An 18168-nucleotide genomic window follows, 5' to 3' on the forward strand; every position below is an offset into this window, starting at 1 on the left:
TCCAACTGAAACGCCCCGGCCATGCCGGGGCGTCTTTTATTGGCGGCAGTGTACAGCTTGCCTCGTGTCAGGCTTCGGCCACAGCCTGCTCGGCTTCGAGCTTCTCGTAGAACTTCACGATGATGTCCCAGGCCTCTTCGGCCGTCTCGACGAATTCCAGGAGCTCGACATCGCCGGGCGCAATGGTGCCGAAGGCGGCCAGCGCATCGAAATCGATGATCTTGTGCCAGAATTCCTTGCCGAACAGGATGAGCGGAACCAGCGCCATGCGCCCGGTCTGCATCAGCGTGACCGTCTCGAACAGCTCGTCAAGCGTGCCGAAGCCGCCCGGGAACACCGTGACGGCCTTGGCGCGCAGCAGGAAATGCATCTTGCGGATCGCGAAATAGTGGAAGTTGAAGCTGAGTTCCGGCGTGACATAGGGGTTCGGCGCCTGCTCGTGCGGCAGCACGATGTTGAGGCCGATGGACGGCGCACCGACATCGGCGGCGCCGCGGTTGCCTGCTTCCATCACGCCCGGCCCGCCGCCGGTGACGACGACATATTCCTTGAAGCCGAGTTCCGCCGATTTCTCAGAGCACATGCGCGCGAACTTGCGCGCTTCCTCGTAGTAGACCGAGGCCGCCTCCAGATTGGCGCGCTGCGTCTCGTTGCGGGCCGCCCAGGCATCCTGGCCGGGGGCAGGAATGCGCGCACCGCCGAACATGACGATGGTCGACTTGATGCCGTGCTCGGCCAGCATCATCTCCACCTTCAGGAGTTCCAGCTGGAGGCGCACGGGCCGCAGTTCCTCGCGGCAAAGGAAATCGTCGTCGACATAGGCAAGCCGATAGGCCGGATGAGCCGATTGCGGCGTCTGGGGCACGACGGCGGCGCGATGCTTGTCCTGCGCGCTGTCGGCCAACGGATCCCACACGCCATCCTTGCGGCGCAGATTCTTTTTCTTCAGTCTTGCCATCACTCTTTCCTGTCTTGCCGCCGCGCGGAATCACCATTGCGTCCGTGCGACAGTATCTGCCGGAAAAGGGCTTCATCTTTTCCGGCACTTGCTCTAGAGCATTTCGCTGATTGATGAAATCGACCTTCCGGCCTCCCGACAAGCGAAAATAAGCGTCGAAGTTTAAGGAATTCCGATGAGCACGTCCGATCTCGCCACCCTTTCCGCAACCATCGAACGCGCCTTCGAGGAACGCGACGGTGTCAGCACCAGCACGCGCGGCGAAATCCGCGACGCTGTGGAAACAGCGCTCAACCTGCTCGATGCGGGCAAGGTGCGTGTCGCCGAACGCGGCGCCGACGGCAACTGGACGGTGAACCAGTGGCTCAAGAAAGCCGTGCTGCTCTCCTTCCGCCTCAACCCGATGGAAATCGTCAAGGGCGGCCCGGGCGATTCGTCCTGGTGGGACAAGGTGCCCTCCAAATTCGACGGCTGGAGCGTCAACGAATTCGAGAAGGCCGGCTTCCGCGCCGTGCCGAACTGCGTCGTGCGCCGTTCGGCCTATATTGCGCCCAACGCGATCCTGATGCCCTCCTTCGTCAATCTCGGCGCCTATGTCGGCGAAGGCACGATGGTCGACACTTGGGCGACGGTCGGCTCCTGCGCGCAGATCGGCAAGCATGTGCACCTGTCCGGCGGCGTCGGCATCGGCGGCGTACTGGAACCGATGCAGGCCGGCCCGACCATCATCGAGGACAATTGCTTCATCGGCGCCCGCTCGGAAGTCGTTGAAGGCTGTATCGTGCGTGAAGGCTCGGTACTCGGCATGGGCGTCTTCATCGGCAAGTCGACCAAGATCGTTGATCGCGCCACCGGTGAAGTGACCTATGGCGAAGTGCCGCCCTATTCGGTCGTCGTCGCCGGCTCCATGCCATCCGACAAGACCATGCCGAACGGCCTGCCTGCGCCGAGCCTCTATTGCGCCGTCATCGTCAAGCGCGTGGATGCCCAGACCCGTTCGAAGACCGGCATCAACGAACTGCTCCGGGATTGAGCCGTGACAGCCGTTGAAGAGCAGAGACCGCGTCTCGCCTGGCTCTTCTTCGGCTGGTCGGGTCGCCTCAGCCGCGCGCCCCATGCGCTCGGCTGGGCCTTCTGGCTTATGGTGATGTCGGCTGCCTTCACGCGCGTCCTCACCGTGTCCAAGGATCATCCGTCCTTCATCCTGTGGGCTCTCGTGTTTATCCTGGCCGCGGTCCTCTCGACCATCTCCTCGCTGATGCTTTCGATCAAGCGATTGCACGACATGAACCTGCCGGCCCCGCTCATCCTCTGCCTCTTCGTTCCCGCGCTTTCCTTCTTCGCGCTCTTCGTGTTTCTTACCTGGCCCGGCACCCGCGGGCCGAACGAATATGGGAACATCCCTGACCATCCGAAGGACTGAGCAGCACGCGCTCCAGCCACGCGTGACAGCTTGCGAACGATGGGCTACATCTCGATTCCCTCTGTTTCGTGCCGTGATCGCATGCCCATGACCTCTGTCGACCCGATTGCCAATCTCGCCACCCTGATCCGCTGCCCGTCCGTGACGCCCGCCGAGGGCGGCGCGCTGACGGCCCTTGCCGCCATGCTGGAGCCGCTCGGTTTCACGGTGGAGCGCATGGTGGCCAGCGAGCCAGGAATGCCCGATATCGAGAACCTCTATGCCCGCATCGGCACCGGCGGTCCGCACCTGATGTTTGCGGGCCATACCGATGTCGTCCCTGTCGGCGACGAGGCTGCCTGGACGCATGATCCGTTCGGCGCGGAGATCGCAGGCGGCGAGATGTTCGGCCGCGGCGCCGTGGACATGAAGGGCGGCATTGCCTGCTTCGTCGCCGCCGTCGCGCGCCATATCGAGAAGCACGGTCCGCCGAAGGGTTCCGTCTCCTTCCTCATCACCGGCGACGAGGAAGGTCCGGCCGTCAACGGCACGATCAAGCTGCTCGAATGGGCAGCCGCCCGCGGCGAGCGCTGGGATGCCTGCCTCGTGGGCGAGCCGACCAATCCCGACCAGCTCGGCGACATGATCAAGATCGGCCGGCGCGGCTCCGTCTCCGGCACCGTGACGGTGCACGGCGTGCAGGGGCATGCCGCCTATCCGCACCTCGCCGACAATGCCGTGCGCGGCATCGTCGCGCTGACGGACGCCCTGATGCATCCGCCCTTCGACGCCGGCACGGAGAACTTCCAGCCGTCGAACCTCGAAGTCACGACCATCGACATCGGCAACCGCGCCACCAATGTCGTGCCGGGCAAGGCAACCGCCAGCTTCAACATCCGCTTCAACGACGTCTGGACGGCCGAGACCGTGATGAATGAGATCGTGCGCCGGCTCGATGCCGCGGCCGCCGATGAGCGGCTGCGTCCCGGGCGCGACCCCGTGCGCTACGATATCGCCTGGGCCGAACGCCCCAGCCATGTCTTCCTTACGCGCAACAACCAGCTGATCGCCTCGCTATCGGGCGCGGTAGAAGCGGTAACCGGCCGGGCGCCGAAGCTTTCGACGACCGGCGGCACCTCCGATGCCCGCTTCATCAAGGACTATTGCCCGGTCGTGGAGTTCGGCCTTGTCGGCCAGACCATGCATATGGTGGACGAACGCGTGGCCGTCGCCGATCTCGAGACGCTGACGGTGATCTACGAGACCTTCATCGAACGTTGGTTCGACAATGCCCGGGCTTGACGAGGTTCTCCACTATCTTACCGGCGTCGTTCTGCTGCTTCGCCAGAAGCAGGAAGGCTTCGGCTGGCTGGACCTGACGATGCGCGGCTTCACGCGGTCGTTCTGGGCGATCGTGTGGTGCCTGCCGGCCTTTGCGGTGATCTGGGCGTCGTGGCGGCTCTACTATCTCGCCGCCATGCCCGCCGATACGCCCGCCGGTCTCAATTTCCTGGTGAAACTCGCCGTTATCGATGTCGTCGGCTGGATGCTGCCGCTCGTATTGCTGGCAGTGCTTGCCCGCCCGCTGGGCTATGGCAACTATCTCGCAACGCTGGTGACCGCGAGCAACTGGGTTGCGATCCCCTTTGCCTATGCTGCCGCCGTGCCCTTTGCGCTGACACTCGTGCTGCCCACCAGCGCGCCGTTTGCCGGCCTGCTTCTCTACGTGGTCTTCGGAGCCAGTGTCGTGCTGCAGTATCGGCTCGTCTGGATGTGCGTCGGCAAGCAGACGCTTCTGGCAGCGGCCATCACGGCGATCTTCGTGCTGCCGCCGATGATCGTCGGCCAGGAGCTTCAGCGCCTTCTCGGCACGATGCCGGTCTAGCTCAGTAATCGACGGCCATGAAGTAAAGGCCGTCCGGCGGCGCCACGGGGCCGCAGGCCTTGCGGTCGCGGGACTCCAGCGCCGCACGCACATCATCCGCCGTCCACTTGCCCTCGCCCGCCAGCTTCAGCGTCCCGGCAAAGGAACGGATCTGGTTGTGCAGGAAGCTTTGCGCGGAGACGCGCATCTCGATGAGATTGCCGCTGCGCGTTACCTCCAGCCGGTCGATGGTGCGCACCGGGCTGTTTGCCTGGCACTGGGCCGCGCGGAACGTCGTGAAGTCGTGCCTGCCTACGAGCATCTGGCCAGCCGCATGCATGGCCTCGTGATCGAGGTCTTTGGCGACAAACCAGGCGCGGTTCGCCTCCAGCGCCAGCGGCGCCTTGCGCGAGATGATGCGGTAGAGATAGTGCCGCTTCTTCGCGGAGAAGCGCGCATCGAAATCGTCGGGCACCTGTGCTGCATCGAGAATCGCGACGCGCTCGCCGGCCATGCCAAGATGGGCGTTGAGGGCGTTGCGGAGCGTGTGTTCCTTCCAGTCGCGCGTCAGGTCCGCATGGGCGACCTGCCCTGTCGCATGCACGCCCGAATCCGTGCGCCCCGCACCGCGGATCGAGACGGTCTCGCCGGTCAGCGACAGGATCGCCGCCTCGATGGCGCCTTGCACGGAGGGACCATTGTCCTGCCGCTGCCAGCCCACATAGGGCGTGCCATCATATTCGATCACGAGCTTGTAGCGCGGCATCAGGCCAGGACCTGACCGGGTGCGACCGGTGTGCCGCGCAGGAAATCGGCCGCATCGAGCGGCTTGCCGCCGGCCTTCTGCAAGCGCATCAGCCGGACGGCGCCGTTGCCGCAGGCGATGGTCAGCGCATCGTCGAGAACCGTGCCGGCGGGGTGCACACTGGTTTCATCCGCAAGCACACTCGCCAGAACCTTCACCCGCTCCGGCTTGCCGGCGATCGGAAGTTCGAACCATGCGCCGGGAAACGGTGACAGGCCGCGGATATGGTTGTGCACGTCCCAGGCGGGTCGGGAAAAATCGATACGGGTCTCGGCCTTGTCGATCTTGGCGGCGTAGAGCACGCCCTCCTCCGCCTGCGGCGTCAGCGGCAGATCGCCAGCCTCCAGCTTTCCCATGGCCTCGACCATCAGTGCGCCGCCGGCCTGCATCAACGCATCGTGCAGCTCGCCGGCGGTCATGGCCTCGCCGATCGTCACGCGGCCGGTGAGTGCGACAGGGCCGGTATCGAGGCCCTTGTCCATCTTCATGATCATCATGCCGGTCTCGGCGTCGCCCGCCATGATCGCCCGCTGGATGGGGGCTGCCCCCCGCCAGCGCGGCAGAAGAGAGGCATGGCCGTTGTAGCAGCCAAGGCGTGTGCCGGTGAGAATCGCTTCCGGCAGAAGCAGGCCGTAGGCTACGACGACGGCGACATCCGCCTTCAGGGCGCGGAACGCCTCGCGCTCAGATTCCTCACGGAAGTTGACGGGTGTGTGGACGGGAATGCCGAGCCGCTCGGCCGCCTGGTGCACGGGGGATTTGACCAGCTCCAGGCCGCGGCGGCCGGCCGGGCGGGGTGGCTGCGAATAGACGGCGACGATTTCGTGGCCCGCCTCGGCCAGTGCCGTCAAGGTCGGGACGGAGAAGTCCGGCGTGCCCATGAAGATAATGCGAAGGGCCATCGGTCAGCCTCCGTGAAAGCGGTTGCGGTGAAACCGCAAGGCGGTCTCGCGTCCGCAACCGCGTGAAAACGAAGCCGCAGCAATCGCGCTCAGAGCGCCTTGCTGCCGCGCAGCTTGGCGGCCTTGGTGAATTTGCGGATCACCATTTCACGCTTCAGCTTGGAAATATGGTCGATGAACAGCACTCCGTTCAGATGATCGATCTCGTGCTGGAGGCAGGTGGCCAGCAGGCCGTCGGCCTCCGTCAGCTTCTCCTTGCCATCGCGGTCGAGATGCTTGACCTTGATCGCCGCCGGACGCTCGACTTCCGCGTAGTAGTCCGGGATAGAAAGGCAGCCTTCCTCGTAAACCGAGCGCGCATCCGTGGCGGAGACGATTTCCGGGTTGATGAAGACAAGCGGCTGCTTCTCATCGCCATCCTTCGACACGTCGAGCACGAGCATACGGCGCGCAACGCCGATCTGGATGGCGGCAAGGCCGATGCCCGGCGCGTCGTACATGGTTTCCAGCATGTCGTCGGCGAGCTTCTTGACCTCGCCATCCACGGTCTCGATGGGCTGCGAGACCTGGCGAAGGATCGGATCGGGAAGGATAATCAGCGGCTTGATGGTCATGCGCCTCCTTAACCTGCTTTTTTCGGGCTTTCAATCGGCTTGCGCGGCCGGAAAATGGCTTTGTTCACGGTATGATCTGGTTTTTGCCATCATCCATGGTATGGTCGCGCCATGATCGATCCTGCCCTTGATACGCTTCTCACCTCCACACTCGACCGGCTCGGCGGAACCGGGCCCGCGCTGGCCCTGCTGCTCGCCGCGCTGATCCTGATTTTCGGCCTGCTTTCGGCCCGCCGGAGCCAGGCGCGCCAGCGCGAGGCGGCAAGCATTGCGGAGCTGCGCTTCGCCGAACTCCTGAAGGCGCAGACGGAGATGCAGGGGCGTGTGGCGGCGATGGCCGAAGTCTTCGGCGCGAAGCAATCCGAGACGAACCAGGCCATCAACACGCGGCTCGACGGGCTGACGCAACGGCTCGGTCAGTCGATCTCCGAACAGACGCGGGCGACACACGAGAACCTGCGCCGCCTCCAGGAGCGGCTTGCGGTTATCGACAACGCCCAGACCAACATCCAGTCGCTTGCCAAGGATGTGGTGGGGCTTCAGGCCATTCTGTCCAACAAGCAGACGCGCGGCGCCTTCGGCCAGTCGCGCATGGAGACCATCATTGCCGATGCGCTGCCGTCCGGCGCCTATCAATTCCAGGCACAGCTTGGCAGCGGGGTGCGTCCGGACTGCACGATCCGCATGCCGAACGGTCAGCCGCCGCTTGTCGTGGATGCGAAGTTCCCGCTGGAGGCCTGGAACGCCATGTCGGACGCGCGCTCGCCGGAAGCCGCGAAGGTCGCTGCCCAGCAATTCCGCCGCGACATGGAAATCCATATCCGCGATATCTCCGAAAAGTACCTGATTGCCGGCGAGACGCAGGACACGGCCTTCCTGTTCGTGCCGTCCGAATCGATCTTCGCCAGCATCCACGAGAATTTCGAGGCCGTCGTGCAGCGGGCGCACCGCGCACGCATTGTGATCGTCTCGCCATCACTACTGATGCTGTCGGTGCAGGTGCTGCAGGCCCTTCTGAAAGACCAGCGCATGCGCGAGCAGGCCCATGTCATCCAGGGCGAGGTTGGGCGTCTCATGGACGATTTGACGCGGCTCGACGACCGGGTGCGCAAGCTGCACGGTCATTTCACCTCCGCCCAGAAGGATGTGGACCTGATTTTGACGTCGACTGAGAAGCTTACACGGCGCGGCGCGCGGATCGGCGAGCTGGAATTCGAAACTGTCACCGCACTTTCGGAGAGCGCTGATACGGTTGCAGAAGGCCGAACGGCGCCGCCGCGGCTGAGGGTGGTTGACGAGGACTGACTGCCTCAGGCAGTGTCCGGCGGAAACGACAAAGGGCTATTTTCATGATCACCGTCTTCGGCTCCATCAACATGGACCTCATCGCCACGCCGGAACGCCTGCCGAGACCTGGCGAAACGGTGATGGGCACCAGCTTCACCACCGCTGCCGGCGGCAAGGGGGCCAACCAGGCGCTCGCCGCACGCCGTGCCGGGGCCATGGTGCGCATGGCCGGCGCCGTGGGCGACGACCGCCTGGGCAGCCAGGCGCTGGCGCTTCTGGCGGATGCTGCCGTGGACCTCAACGCGGTACGCTATCCCGCCGAGGCGACGGGCACCGCCCACATCCTCGTCGCGCCCGACGGCGAGAACATGATCGTCGTCGTTCCCGGCGCCAACGGCACTGTCAGTGACGAGGACGCCAGGCGCGCCGTCACCGCCATGTCGCGTGGCGATTACCTGATGCTGCAATTCGAAATCCCGACCACAGCGATCGAGGCCGCGCTGGCCGCCGCCAGGCAGAAGGGTGTCGTCTCGATCATCAACATCGCGCCGTTCAATGCCGAAGCCAAGAGGCTCGGCGGTACGGCCGACATCCTTGTCGCCAACGAAACCGAATTCGATCTCTTTGCCGGCAAGGGCGAACTCTCCGGTGAGGAGCGCGAAGCGGTCATGCGTCGCATCCACGGCGAGAACGGCCAGACCATCATCGTCACACTCGGCGCCGATGGTGTCGTCGCCATCCGCAAGAACGAGATCTACCGGGCCGCCGGCCTCAAGATCGAGCCGGTCGATACGGTGGGCGCGGGCGACACGTTCTGCGGCTACCTTGCCGCCTCGCTCGATGCCGGACTCGCTTTCAAGGACGCGTTGCGTCGCGCAGCCGTCGCAGGGTCACTCGCCTGCCTGAAGCCCGGCGCCCAACCTTCCATTCCCTTCGCAAACGCCGTCGACGCGGAGGTCTGACGCCATCGCCCAACCCCCGTTGCGGGCAGGATTTCGCAACGGGGACACCGGATGTCGTTTTGCCCGCAACGCCCGGTAATTCAGCGATCCTGCTGACAATGAGGATCGAAATTTGGCTCTTTATTAATATTCTACAGAGTATTGAAATCCTCACGCCCCCGGCCTCGCGAAACGCGATCCGGGTGGTCCAGGACGCAGGTCGCGCGCCTCGCACTCCATGATGGAGCTCATCCCGACAATCGAACGTGCTTTTCCGCGACACCCGTCGCGGACGCTTCCTATCGTGAGGATTTCATGTTCAAGCTTCAGGCCAAGTCGCTTGCGACGAAGCTCATCGCAGTGACCGGCGGCATCATCGCCCTGGTGCTGCTCGCCTCCAACACCGTGCTCATCCAGCAGAGCCAAGATCGCGTCGCCGGCCTCGTCTACTCCGAGGCGAATACGGAAGCGAAAGCCATCGCGTCGGACATCGCGACCGATATCGGGCAGCTTGCAAGCGCCGCGCGCTCGATGGCCGGCGTGATCGAGCAGGGCCACACCAACGGTCACTTCGACCGCAAGGAAGTGGTTGATATCATCAAGGCCAATGCGGAGAAGAACGACTTCGCGCTCGGCAGCTGGTTTGCGGAAGAGCCCAATGCCTTCGACGGCAAGTCGCGCGAGATGAGCGAATCTCTGGAAACCGGCACGTTCAAAGATGGTTCGTTCAACCCTTACTGGACGAAACGCAAGGACGGCTCCATCGGGCTTTCCACCTTCGAATCCGACTACAAGGCCGAATGGTATTCGTTGGCGGCGAATTCGGGCAAGGGCGCGATGACCCAGCCCTACAAGGAAAGCTCGACCGGCGAAGGCTTCACCATGGCCTCCATCGCCTTTCCCGTCGTCTCCGGTGGCAAGCGTATCGGCGTCACCGGCGTCGACGTCTCCCTGAAGACCCTGTCCGACAAGCTGAGCAAGCTGACGCCGTTCGGCCAAGGGCGTGTGCTGCTGCTGTCGCAGACCGGCAACTGGCTCGTCGCGCCGAACGCCGACCTCGTCATGAAACCCTATGAAGGCATCGGCGAAGATATCGTCAAGTCCGCGCTCTCCACGGGCAAGCCGGGCCTTGTCGAGAACATGACCTTCGACGAACTCGCGGCCTTCGACCGCGTCGTCTACCCCTTCGCGCTGCCGGACATCAACACCTCCTGGATCGTGCTCGTCGATGTTCCGCGCGCAGCGATCAATGCGCCGGTGCAGGATCAGACCTTCATGATGATCATCGGTGGTCTCATCGTTCTGGCTGCCGTGCTGACCGGGCTCTATCTTGCGGTGCGCGCGTTCGTGCAGAAGCCGCTCGCCGGCCTCGTCCGCGACGTCGATGCCCTGAGCGGCGGCACCTATACGCAGCCGGTCGCCGGGCAGGACCGGTCCGATGAAACCGGCGCCGTCGCCAAGGCGCTGGAAGGGTTCCGCCACCAACTCGCCAACACACGCACGCTCGAAGCCGAAGCCAGCCGCCAGCGCGAGCTGACGGAAACCGAACGCAACCGTTCGGAAACCGAGCGCGCGGAATCGAGCGCCTTGCAGCGCGACATCGTCGCGCGTCTCGGCGACGGCCTCGCCCAGCTCTCGGAAGGCAACCTGGCGTTCCGTCTCTCCGGCGATTTCCCGGGCGAGTACGGCAAGCTGAAGACCGACTTCAACTCCGCCATTGCCAGCCTTGAAGAGACAATCCAGACGGTCAACGCCTCCGTCGGCAATATCGGTGGCGGTACGAGCGAGATCTCCAAGGGTGCGGCCGACCTGTCGCACCGTACCGAGCAACAGGCCGCAAGCCTCGAGGAGACCGCGGCCGCTCTCGACGAGCTGACGTCACAGGTCAACTCCAGCGCGGAGAATGCCCGCATCGCGGCCAAGTCCGTCGAAACCGCGAACCAGGACGCCAGCCGGTCAGGCGAAGTCGTGCAGAAGGCGATCGACGCGATGCATGGCATCGAGAGTTCGTCTCGAGAAATCTCCAACATCATCGGCGTCATCGACGACATCGCCTTCCAGACAAATTTGCTGGCGCTCAATGCCGGCGTGGAAGCGGCGCGCGCCGGTGAAGCCGGCAAGGGCTTTGCGGTCGTGGCGCAGGAAGTGCGCGAACTCGCCCAACGCTCGGCCAATGCCGCCAAGGAGATCAAGACGCTGATCAACACGTCGGAGTCCCAGGTGCGCGACGGCGTCAGCCTCGTCGGCCGTGCGGGCGACGCGCTGGAAAACATCGCCCACCAGGTGAACCAGATCAACGACCTCATCCGCCAGATTTCCTCTTCCGCGTCCGAACAGGCCGTGGGGCTCAAGGAAATCAACTCCGCCGTCAACCAGATGGACCAGGTTACGCAGCAGAACGCCGCGATGGTGGAGGAAACCACGGCTGCCAGCATGGCGCTGAACGACGAAGCCCAGACGCTGAAGTCGCTTGTCGCCCGCTTCCGCTCCGGCTCGATGGCAGCGGCAGGCATGCAGCCGGTACAGCAGGCCTCCCGCCCGCAGGTCCAGCCGCAGCGCGCGTCCTACCAGCCGGCCCGCGCGGCGAACCGTACGGTCCCGCAGGTTGCGGGCAACACGGCGCTGGCCCACGATGATTGGGAAGAGTTCTGAGCCGACCCTTCGATCCAGGCAAAAGGCCGGCGGAAACGCCGGCCTTTTTCGTTGTAGTCGAAGGCATGCCCGTAACGAGGCTGCCCGGGCTACTTCGGCTGGGTTGGTTGCGCCTGCAGCCGCCCGCGTGAACGCGACCGCGTGGCGTTGGCAAGCCGTTGCGTGGCTTCCTTGCGTTCAAGCTCGGAGAAGAGCGGCTGATATTCCGGCCGCAGCATCAGCGCCTCCATGGAAAGCTCTGCCTTGCCCGCGTCGAGCAGCCGTTCCAGGCCGGTCGTGCCGGGCTTGAAGACGAGTTCTTTTGCCGCCGCCACGCCGCCGTTAAGCAGCACGAACCGGCGCAGCAGGACGGGGCGAAAGCCGAGATCGGCGAAGCGGTCATAGAGGCCCACCATCTCCTTGTGAAAACGGGCCTCCACCGCGGGGCTGGCAACGCGCGGACCCCGCATCAGAGGCGACCGATGCGCTCGGCAAGCAGCGCGAAGAACCCGTCGGCATCGATATCCTTCATGACCCGGGCATTGTGCCTGCGTCCGGTGACCTGCCACCAGTCGACCACCGTCATTCCGGCGGTGAGCGGCGAGGCGGTTTCAACCTCGACATTGCAATCGCGACCGGAGAACAGGTCCGGTTTAAGGAGATAGGCGATGACGGTCGGATCGTGCAGCGGCCCGCCGTCGGAGCCGTATTTCTCCACATCGAACCGTTCGAAGAATTCGAGCATCTCTACCAGAGCCTTCGCCGGGCGGTTGCCGATGGCGCGGAGCTTTTCGACACGGCTCTTCAGCGTCAGCACCTTGTGTGTGACGTCGAGCGGCATCATGACGATCGGAATACCGGACTTGAAGACGGCGGCCGCCGCCTCCGGATCGACATAGACGTTGAATTCGGCCGCCGGCGTGATGTTGCCCCCCTCGAAGAAGCCACCCCCCATCATGACCAGTTCGCGCACGCGGCCGGCGATCTCGGGCGCCTTTTCCAGCGCCAGGGCGATGTTCGTGAGCGGGCCGAGGGTGCAGAGCGTGACGGTGCCCGCCGCCTCGCGCTTCAGCGTCTCGATGATGAAGTCGACGGCATGCTGGGGCTGGAGCGGCATCTGCGGCTCGTGCAGTTCCGGGCCGTCGAGGCCGGTCTTGCCGTGAACATGCTCGGCGGTCACCAGCGGACGGGCAATCGGCCTGTCGGCGCCGGCGAAGACCTTGATGTCGGTACGTCCGCAGAACTCCAGAATGATTCGGGCATTTGTAGACGTCCGCGACAGCGGCACATTTCCGGCCACGGTCGTGATGCCGAGGATTTCGAGCTCCGGGCTGCCCAGCCCCAGCATGATCGCGGCGGCATCGTCCTGGCCAGGATCCGTATCGATGATGATTTTCCTTGGCTCAGACATGCCGTTTCGTCCTTGTCTCTTCATGATTTTCGCCAGCACCGCGCGGACGAAGCGGCGACTATATTTGCGAAATCGCGCTTCGCAAGCGTCTTGCGCGGCAGGCGCGCAGTCACCATATTGGTTCCGTCGGGGTGCCGGTATCGGGTCCCGTCTTGGTCGCTTGAAAGCAAGGACTGGATGTATGTCTCGCATGACCCCTTTCGCAAGCCCGCTGCTGCTGGGCTTCGACGCCATGGAAAAGACCCTCGAGCGTATCGCCAAGGGCAACGATGGCTATCCCCCCTACAATATCGAACGGCTGCGTCCGAACGACACGACGGGTGCGCCGGAGCGCCTGCGCATCACGCTGGCCGTGGCGGGCTTCTCCGAGGAGGAGCTTGATGTCACGACAGAGGAAAACCAGCTTGTCATCCGCGGCCGCCAGACCGACAGCAACGAACGGGATTATCTTTACCGCGGTATTGCCGCTCGCCAGTTCCAACGCACATTCGTCCTTGCCGACGGCATGCGCGTGGAGGGTGCCGAGTTGAAGAACGGCCTTCTCTCGGTCGATCTCATCCGGCCGGAACCGCAGCGAATGGTAAAGAAAATTAACATTTCCGTATCAGACTAGATCATGAGCCGTTCCTGCGGGAACACCCCGCCGGACCGTCTCGAGCGTAACCTGATCGCTGACGCACCGAGCTCCCTTATGGACGCGGGCGCCCAGCGGCCGGCACTTGCCGGCATTGCCATGGAGGCAAAGATGGGACTGAAGACCGTTACCCCCACCGTTTCGAAGGCAGATCTCGCACATCTGGGCGAGGGCGAAGTCGGCTACATCAGGAAGATGAAGGCGGATGAAGTTTCGCGCGTCTTTCCCGAAGCGCCCGAAATCGACCCCAGCCTCGACCTGTGGGCCCTGTTCGGCGCCGACGGCACGCCGATCCTGCTGACCGACAATCGTTCCAGCACCTTCTACAAGGCTGCCGAGGACGACCTGCGCACCGTGAGCCTCCACTGATCCTGAAGCCGGAGCCTTCCGTCAGAGACGGCGGAAGGTGAGGTAGGCGGACTTGCGTCCTTCGCGCTTGGCCTTGGCCTCGTAGCGCGTTCCCGGCCAGCCTGCATAGGGCGTCAGCCAGTCGGCCGCGTTCTCCGCGGTCCATACGAAAGCGGGATGCGCCCCGCAGTGCATCAGCGTCCAGTTGACATAGGTGTCGATGTCGGACGCGAAGCAGAAGTGCCCGCCCGGTTTCAGCACGCGGGCAAAGCGATCCAGATTGACCCTGGACACGAAGCGCCGCTTCCAGTGCTTTTTCTTCGGCCATGGGTCGGGATAGAGAAGATCGATCTGATCGATCGAGGCCGCCGGCAACCAATCCAGAAGTTCCGTCGCATCGTCATCGTAGAGCCGGATGTTCTTCGCGCCCGTATCCTCGATGCTGCCGATGAGCTTCGCCATGGAATTGACGAAGGGCTCGACGCCGATGAACGCCGTCTCCGGGGTTTCCTGCGCCCGATGAATGAGATGCTCGCCGCCGCCGAAACCGATTTCGAGCCGCACGCGCGCCGGCTTGAAATCGTAGAGCGACGCGATATCGACCGGCGCGGGTTCCGAAAGGTCGACCTTCAGTGCCGGAAGCAGAGTGTCAAGATGATGCGCCTGCCGCTCCCTCAGCGGTTTTCCCTTTCGACGACCGAAGAAGGCCTCGGTCGCGCGGCTGCGGCGCTCTGCATCGGTCATGGCGATCTCAGTTCTTCAGGGCTTCCTTGAGGGCCTTGGCGAGGTCGAGGCGCTCCCAGGAGAAAGAGCCGTCCCGGCCGGCCTTGCGGCCGAAATGACCATAGGCGGACGTCTTGGCATAGATCGGCTTGTTGAGGTCGAGGTGGCGGCGGATACCCGACGGCGACAGGTCCATGACCTTGCGGATCGCGGCTTCCACCTCGTCTTCGCTCACCTTGCCCGTGCCATGCAGGTCGACATAGATCGACAGCGGCTGTGCGACGCCGATGGCATAGGAAATCTGGATCGTGCAGCGGTCGGCCAAGCCGGCGGCCACCACGTTCTTGGCGAGGTAGCGCGCGGCATAGGCAGCCGAACGGTCGACCTTGGTTGTGTCCTTGCCGGAGAAGGCGCCGCCGCCATGCGGGGCTGCCCCGCCATAGGTGTCCACAATGATCTTGCGGCCGGTCAGGCCGGCGTCACCATCCGGGCCACCGATGACGAACTTGCCCGTCGGGTTGATGTACCAGACGCAGTCGTCGGCGATCTTGATGTCGTGGAGGGCCTCGCGAATATAAGGCTCGACGACCTGGCGCACCTTCTTGGAGTCCCAGCTTTCATCGAGATGCTGGGTGGACAGGACGATCGAGGCGACGTCGGCGGGCTTGCCGTCGACGTAACGCACGGTCACCTGGCTCTTGGCATCCGGTCCAAGCTTGCCGGCATCGCCCACGCCCTTCTTGCGGGCCTCGGCGAGCAGCTGAAGGATGCGGTGCGAATAGTAGAGCGGCGCAGGCATCAGCTCCGCCGTTTCACGGCAGGCGTAACCGAACATGATGCCCTGGTCGCCGGCACCCTCGTCGCCCTGCCTGTCGGCGGCGTTATCGACGCCCTGGGCGATATCCGCGGACTGGGAATGCAGCAGAACGTCGATCTTCGCCGTCTTCCAGTGGAAGCCATCCTGCTCGTAGCCGATGTCACGGATCGCCTTGCGCGCAGCGGACTTGAACTTCGACGGGTTGATGACGTCGTGGCCGTTCTTGTCCTTCTTCAGAAGGCTTGGCGGCAGGCGCACTTCACCGGCGATGATAACGCGGTTGGTGGTTGCGAGCGTCTCGCATGCGATGCGAACCGACCAAGGATCGATTTTCGACTTCACCGCCTCGCGATAGACCAGATCGACGATCTCGTCGGAGATGCGGTCGCAAACCTTGTCCGGATGCCCCTCGGCGACGGACTCGCTGGTGAAGAGATAATTGCTGCGCATGCGGGAAGTCCCCTCAAAGAAAACAGACTTCGACGTTGTTATTCATTTCATCGCCCAAAAACAAGAACAGAAGGACATAAGAATATCTTTATATCGAAATTTCCTTCTCCGACGCGCCCAGATAGGCCAACGGCGCACGCACAAAAAAAACGGCCCCGAAGGACCGCCTTTTCAGACCGTGAAGCTGAGAGCGATCACTCGATTTCGGCTTCGGCTGCCAGTGCCTTCACGAGGTCTACGAGCTTGCGACGCACCTTGGGATCGGTGATCTTCACGAAGGCGCGGTTCAGCTGCAGGCCCTCGGAGGACGACAGGAAATCCACCACATAGTTGGAGCTGGAAGCGTCGGCGAAACCGCTCTGGGAGTCAGCGGTGTCACCGGGTGCGTCCTCGAAAAAGAATGCGACGGGCACATTGAGAATGCTCGAAATATTCTGCAACCGGCTCGCGCCGACTCGGTTCGTGCCCTTCTCGTATTTCTGAATCTGCTGGAAGGTGATGCCGAGGCTTTCGCCCAGCTTCTCCTGGCTCATACCGAGCATGGTCCTGCGAAGCCGAATTCTGCTGCCGACATGGATGTCGATCGGATTCGGCTTCTTCTTGTTTTCCATCATCACTTTGGTCCTAACGCGGAAATGGCCCCACCCCGACCGGCACCCTTACTGAATACTTAACGTCACGTTGTATGCGCGACCTCCGGAGAGTCCGACATTACAGGAGAACGACCGGTGGCGGGCACTATGCTATTTTAGGGGTTTTTGGTCAATTCAATCTGTTTCTAAAACCAACGCGCGAAATGCTGGCCACAAGAAAGAAAAGGCCGAGAAGAACGGGAAAGAGCCAATCCCGCCACTTCGACCATTCGCCCTGCGCAATTCTACCCGTAAGGGTTGCATCCACAAAACCGGCAATGTCATAAGACAGGCCCGAGATCACCTCGCCCCTGGCGTCGACGATTGCGGAAATACCGTTGTTGGCGGCGCGAATCAACGGCATGCCGCGCTCCACGGCGCGAAGACGCGCCTGCTGAAAATGCTGGTAGGGTCCGGGCGTGTTGCCGAACCAGGCATCGTTCGTGACGTTCAGCAGAGCGGCCGCCGCGTCGGATGCGGGACCGATCTCGGAAGGGAAGATCGCCTCGTAGCAGATCAGCGGATAGAGACCCTTGCCGAGCGCGTTCAACAGCGGATGCTCGCGTGCCGCCGAAAACCCGCCTGGCATGGCCACAGGGGAGACGCCGAGGCTTTCGAAGACATCGGCAAAGGGCATGTATTCGCCGAAGGGCACAAGATGAACCTTGTCGGCCGCGCCGATGATCTGCCCCTTGCCGTCGATCGCGTAGATCGAGTTGTAGTAGCGCGGCGCCTTGCCGGACCCCGCGCTTTCGGTGCGCACCGCCCCGGCGATCAAGACCTGGTCGTCATCCAGAACCTGCGCGATCCGCACCAGCGCATCGGGATTGTCCGTCAGAATGAAGGGTATGGACGTTTCCGGCCAGACGACGATATCCGGCCGCTTGTCCCCTTCGGCAGGCTTGGCAGCGCTCAGCGCCAGATGTTTTTCGAAGATGTCCGCGCGGGCGGAATCGTCGAGCTTCATGGCCTGGTCGATGACCGGCTGGACAAGACGGATGACCGTCGCCTGGTTTTCCGGCAACGGCACGACATGCAGCGCATAGACGCCACAGCCGACATGGGCTGCAAAGAGGATCACGGCGAGGCCGAGGCCGGCCACCCTTCCCTGCCGCGTGCCGAGCAGCGCGGGAGCTGCGAAGACGAAGACGGCGAGCACGTTCATGCCGGCGATACCGACGAAGCCTGCGGATTGCATCAGCAGCGGGACCGGCATCATGCCATAGCCGACGGCATTCCACGGAAAGCCGGTGAACAGCGTGCCACGCAGCCATTCTCCCACGCCGAACGCAAAGGCGAGCGCGGCGATCCGGCCCATGCCATCGGACCAGAACAGCCGGGCAAGCGCTGCAGCGAAGCCGTAATAGAAGGCAAGGAAGGCCGGAAGCCCGAGCACTGCGAGCGGCACGGCCCAGGCGAAGGCATCCGCTTCCACCAGCAAGGCATTGCCGAGCCACCAGAGCCCGCCGACGAAATAGCCGAAGCCGAACAGCCAGCCGATGCGGAAGGCGGGTGCCAGTCGCCGAATAAAGCCGGCCTCGGGCGCGGCGGTCGCACCGTCGAGAAGCCAGACCAGCAGGGTGAATGAAACGAACAGCGCCGCCAGGAAGCCGAAGGGCGGCAGTGCCAGGACGCCGAGCAGGCCGGCAAGAAATGCAACAAGCGCCCGTCTTTTTCCAGACAGGAGCATGACCGTGCCCGCAAGCCGCTCCATGCCGTCCCCTTCTTGTCGCTTTCCCCGAATCAGCC

Annotated in this window: 19 protein-coding genes; 9 read left to right on the forward strand and 10 right to left on the reverse strand. The window is 63.5% G+C overall.

The genetic code is table 11. From position 1 onward, the window contains the following. Nucleotides 1-67 precede the first annotated feature (67 nt). Nucleotides 68-958: an LOG family protein gene (locus MNR02_RS15795; protein WP_241947454.1), complete on the reverse strand. Its 891-nt coding sequence runs from the start codon at nt 956-958 to the stop codon at nt 68-70. Between the two features lie 175 nt (nt 959-1133). Here MNR02_RS15795 and dapD point away from each other — a divergent pair, with 175 nt between their 5' ends. The 4 genes from dapD to MNR02_RS15815 all read left to right on the forward strand — a co-directional run bounded on the left by dapD (nt 1134) and on the right by MNR02_RS15815 (nt 4245). Next, nucleotides 1134-1991, forward strand: coding sequence for a 2,3,4,5-tetrahydropyridine-2,6-dicarboxylate N-succinyltransferase (dapD, locus tag MNR02_RS15800; RefSeq protein ID WP_241947455.1), 858 nt, complete (start codon nt 1134-1136; stop codon nt 1989-1991). Nucleotides 1992-1994: 3 nt separating this feature from the next. After that, the gene (locus MNR02_RS15805) at nt 1995-2381 is read left to right on the forward strand and encodes a DUF805 domain-containing protein (RefSeq protein ID WP_241947456.1); all 387 of its coding nucleotides are present in this window, start codon (nt 1995-1997) and stop codon (nt 2379-2381) included. An 87-nt stretch (nt 2382-2468) separates the two neighbouring features. Beyond that, a complete protein-coding gene (dapE, locus tag MNR02_RS15810; RefSeq protein ID WP_241947457.1) occupies nt 2469-3662 on the forward strand; it encodes a succinyl-diaminopimelate desuccinylase in 1194 nt (397 codons plus the stop codon). After that, entirely contained in the window at nt 3649-4245 is a 597-nt protein-coding gene (locus tag MNR02_RS15815; RefSeq protein WP_241947458.1) for a hypothetical protein, read from the forward strand. The genes dapE and MNR02_RS15815 overlap by 14 nt, the downstream gene beginning before the upstream one ends. Nucleotide 4246: 1 nt before the next feature. On the opposite strand, the gene truA is transcribed toward MNR02_RS15815, so the two are convergent. The 3 genes from truA to def form a co-directional block, all read right to left on the reverse strand. Further along, nucleotides 4247-4990 carry a tRNA pseudouridine(38-40) synthase TruA gene (truA, locus tag MNR02_RS15820; RefSeq protein ID WP_241599877.1) on the reverse strand — a complete coding sequence of 248 codons (744 nt, stop codon included), beginning with the start codon at nt 4988-4990 and terminating at the stop codon, nt 4247-4249. Further along, entirely contained in the window at nt 4990-5931 is a 942-nt protein-coding gene (fmt, locus tag MNR02_RS15825) for a methionyl-tRNA formyltransferase (protein WP_241947459.1), read from the reverse strand. Before fmt ends, truA begins: the two co-directional genes overlap by 1 nt. 89 nt (nt 5932-6020) lie before the next feature. After that, nucleotides 6021-6545, reverse strand: coding sequence for a peptide deformylase (def, locus tag MNR02_RS15830; RefSeq protein ID WP_241599873.1), 525 nt, complete (start codon nt 6543-6545; stop codon nt 6021-6023). A gap of 111 nt (nt 6546-6656) precedes the next feature. Between def and MNR02_RS15835 the strand changes: the two genes are divergently transcribed. The 3 genes from MNR02_RS15835 (at nt 6657) to MNR02_RS15845 (ending at nt 11425) form a co-directional block, all read left to right on the forward strand. Next, entirely contained in the window at nt 6657-7850 is a 1194-nt protein-coding gene (locus tag MNR02_RS15835) for a DNA recombination protein RmuC (RefSeq protein ID WP_241599871.1), read from the forward strand. 44 nt (nt 7851-7894) lie between these two features. Continuing rightward, nucleotides 7895-8794 carry a ribokinase gene (locus tag MNR02_RS15840; protein WP_241599868.1) on the forward strand — a complete coding sequence of 300 codons (900 nt, stop codon included), beginning with the start codon at nt 7895-7897 and terminating at the stop codon, nt 8792-8794. A gap of 294 nt (nt 8795-9088) precedes the next feature. Beyond that, nucleotides 9089-11425, forward strand: a complete 2337-nt coding sequence (locus tag MNR02_RS15845) for a methyl-accepting chemotaxis protein (RefSeq protein WP_241947460.1) — start codon at nt 9089-9091, stop codon at nt 11423-11425. An 89-nt stretch (nt 11426-11514) separates the two neighbouring features. Here the strand turns inward: MNR02_RS15845 and MNR02_RS15850 are convergent, their stop codons facing one another. Both MNR02_RS15850 and MNR02_RS15855 read right to left on the reverse strand, forming a co-directional pair. Then, nucleotides 11515-11874 carry a hypothetical protein gene (locus MNR02_RS15850; RefSeq protein WP_241947461.1) on the reverse strand — a complete coding sequence of 120 codons (360 nt, stop codon included), beginning with the start codon at nt 11872-11874 and terminating at the stop codon, nt 11515-11517. After that, nucleotides 11874-12815 carry a nucleoside hydrolase gene (locus tag MNR02_RS15855; RefSeq protein ID WP_241947462.1) on the reverse strand — a complete coding sequence of 314 codons (942 nt, stop codon included), beginning with the start codon at nt 12813-12815 and terminating at the stop codon, nt 11874-11876. The genes MNR02_RS15850 and MNR02_RS15855 overlap by 1 nt, the downstream gene beginning before the upstream one ends. A gap of 181 nt (nt 12816-12996) precedes the next feature. On the opposite strand from MNR02_RS15855, the gene MNR02_RS15860 reads away from it, so the two are divergent. Next, on the forward strand, nt 12997-13428 hold the full coding sequence (locus MNR02_RS15860) for an Hsp20 family protein (RefSeq protein ID WP_241947463.1): 432 nt from the start codon (nt 12997-12999) through the stop codon (nt 13426-13428). A gap of 132 nt (nt 13429-13560) precedes the next feature. Continuing rightward, a complete protein-coding gene (locus MNR02_RS15865; protein WP_241600692.1) occupies nt 13561-13818 on the forward strand; it encodes a DUF1150 family protein in 258 nt (85 codons plus the stop codon). 21 nt (nt 13819-13839) lie between these two features. On the opposite strand, the gene trmB is transcribed toward MNR02_RS15865, so the two are convergent. From trmB to lnt, 4 genes are all read right to left on the reverse strand, one after another. Further along, nucleotides 13840-14541 (reverse strand): tRNA (guanosine(46)-N7)-methyltransferase TrmB, encoded by a 702-nt coding sequence (gene trmB / locus MNR02_RS15870; RefSeq protein WP_241947464.1) that lies wholly within the window; start codon nt 14539-14541, stop codon nt 13840-13842. A 7-nt stretch (nt 14542-14548) separates the two neighbouring features. After that, nucleotides 14549-15787 (reverse strand): methionine adenosyltransferase, encoded by a 1239-nt coding sequence (metK, locus tag MNR02_RS15875; RefSeq protein ID WP_241599798.1) that lies wholly within the window; start codon nt 15785-15787, stop codon nt 14549-14551. Nucleotides 15788-15981: 194 nt separating this feature from the next. Further along, nucleotides 15982-16401: a helix-turn-helix domain-containing protein gene (locus MNR02_RS15880; RefSeq protein WP_241599796.1), complete on the reverse strand. Its 420-nt coding sequence runs from the start codon at nt 16399-16401 to the stop codon at nt 15982-15984. 148 nt (nt 16402-16549) lie between these two features. After that, complete coding sequence (gene lnt, locus MNR02_RS15885) at nt 16550-18133, reverse strand: apolipoprotein N-acyltransferase (RefSeq protein ID WP_241947465.1); 1584 nt, start codon at nt 18131-18133, stop codon at nt 16550-16552. Between the last annotated feature and the right edge of the window lie 35 nt (nt 18134-18168).

Origin of the sequence: Shinella sp. H4-D48 (assembly GCF_022637395.1) — a bacterium.
GTDB lineage: Bacteria > Pseudomonadota > Alphaproteobacteria > Rhizobiales > Rhizobiaceae > Shinella > Shinella sedimenti.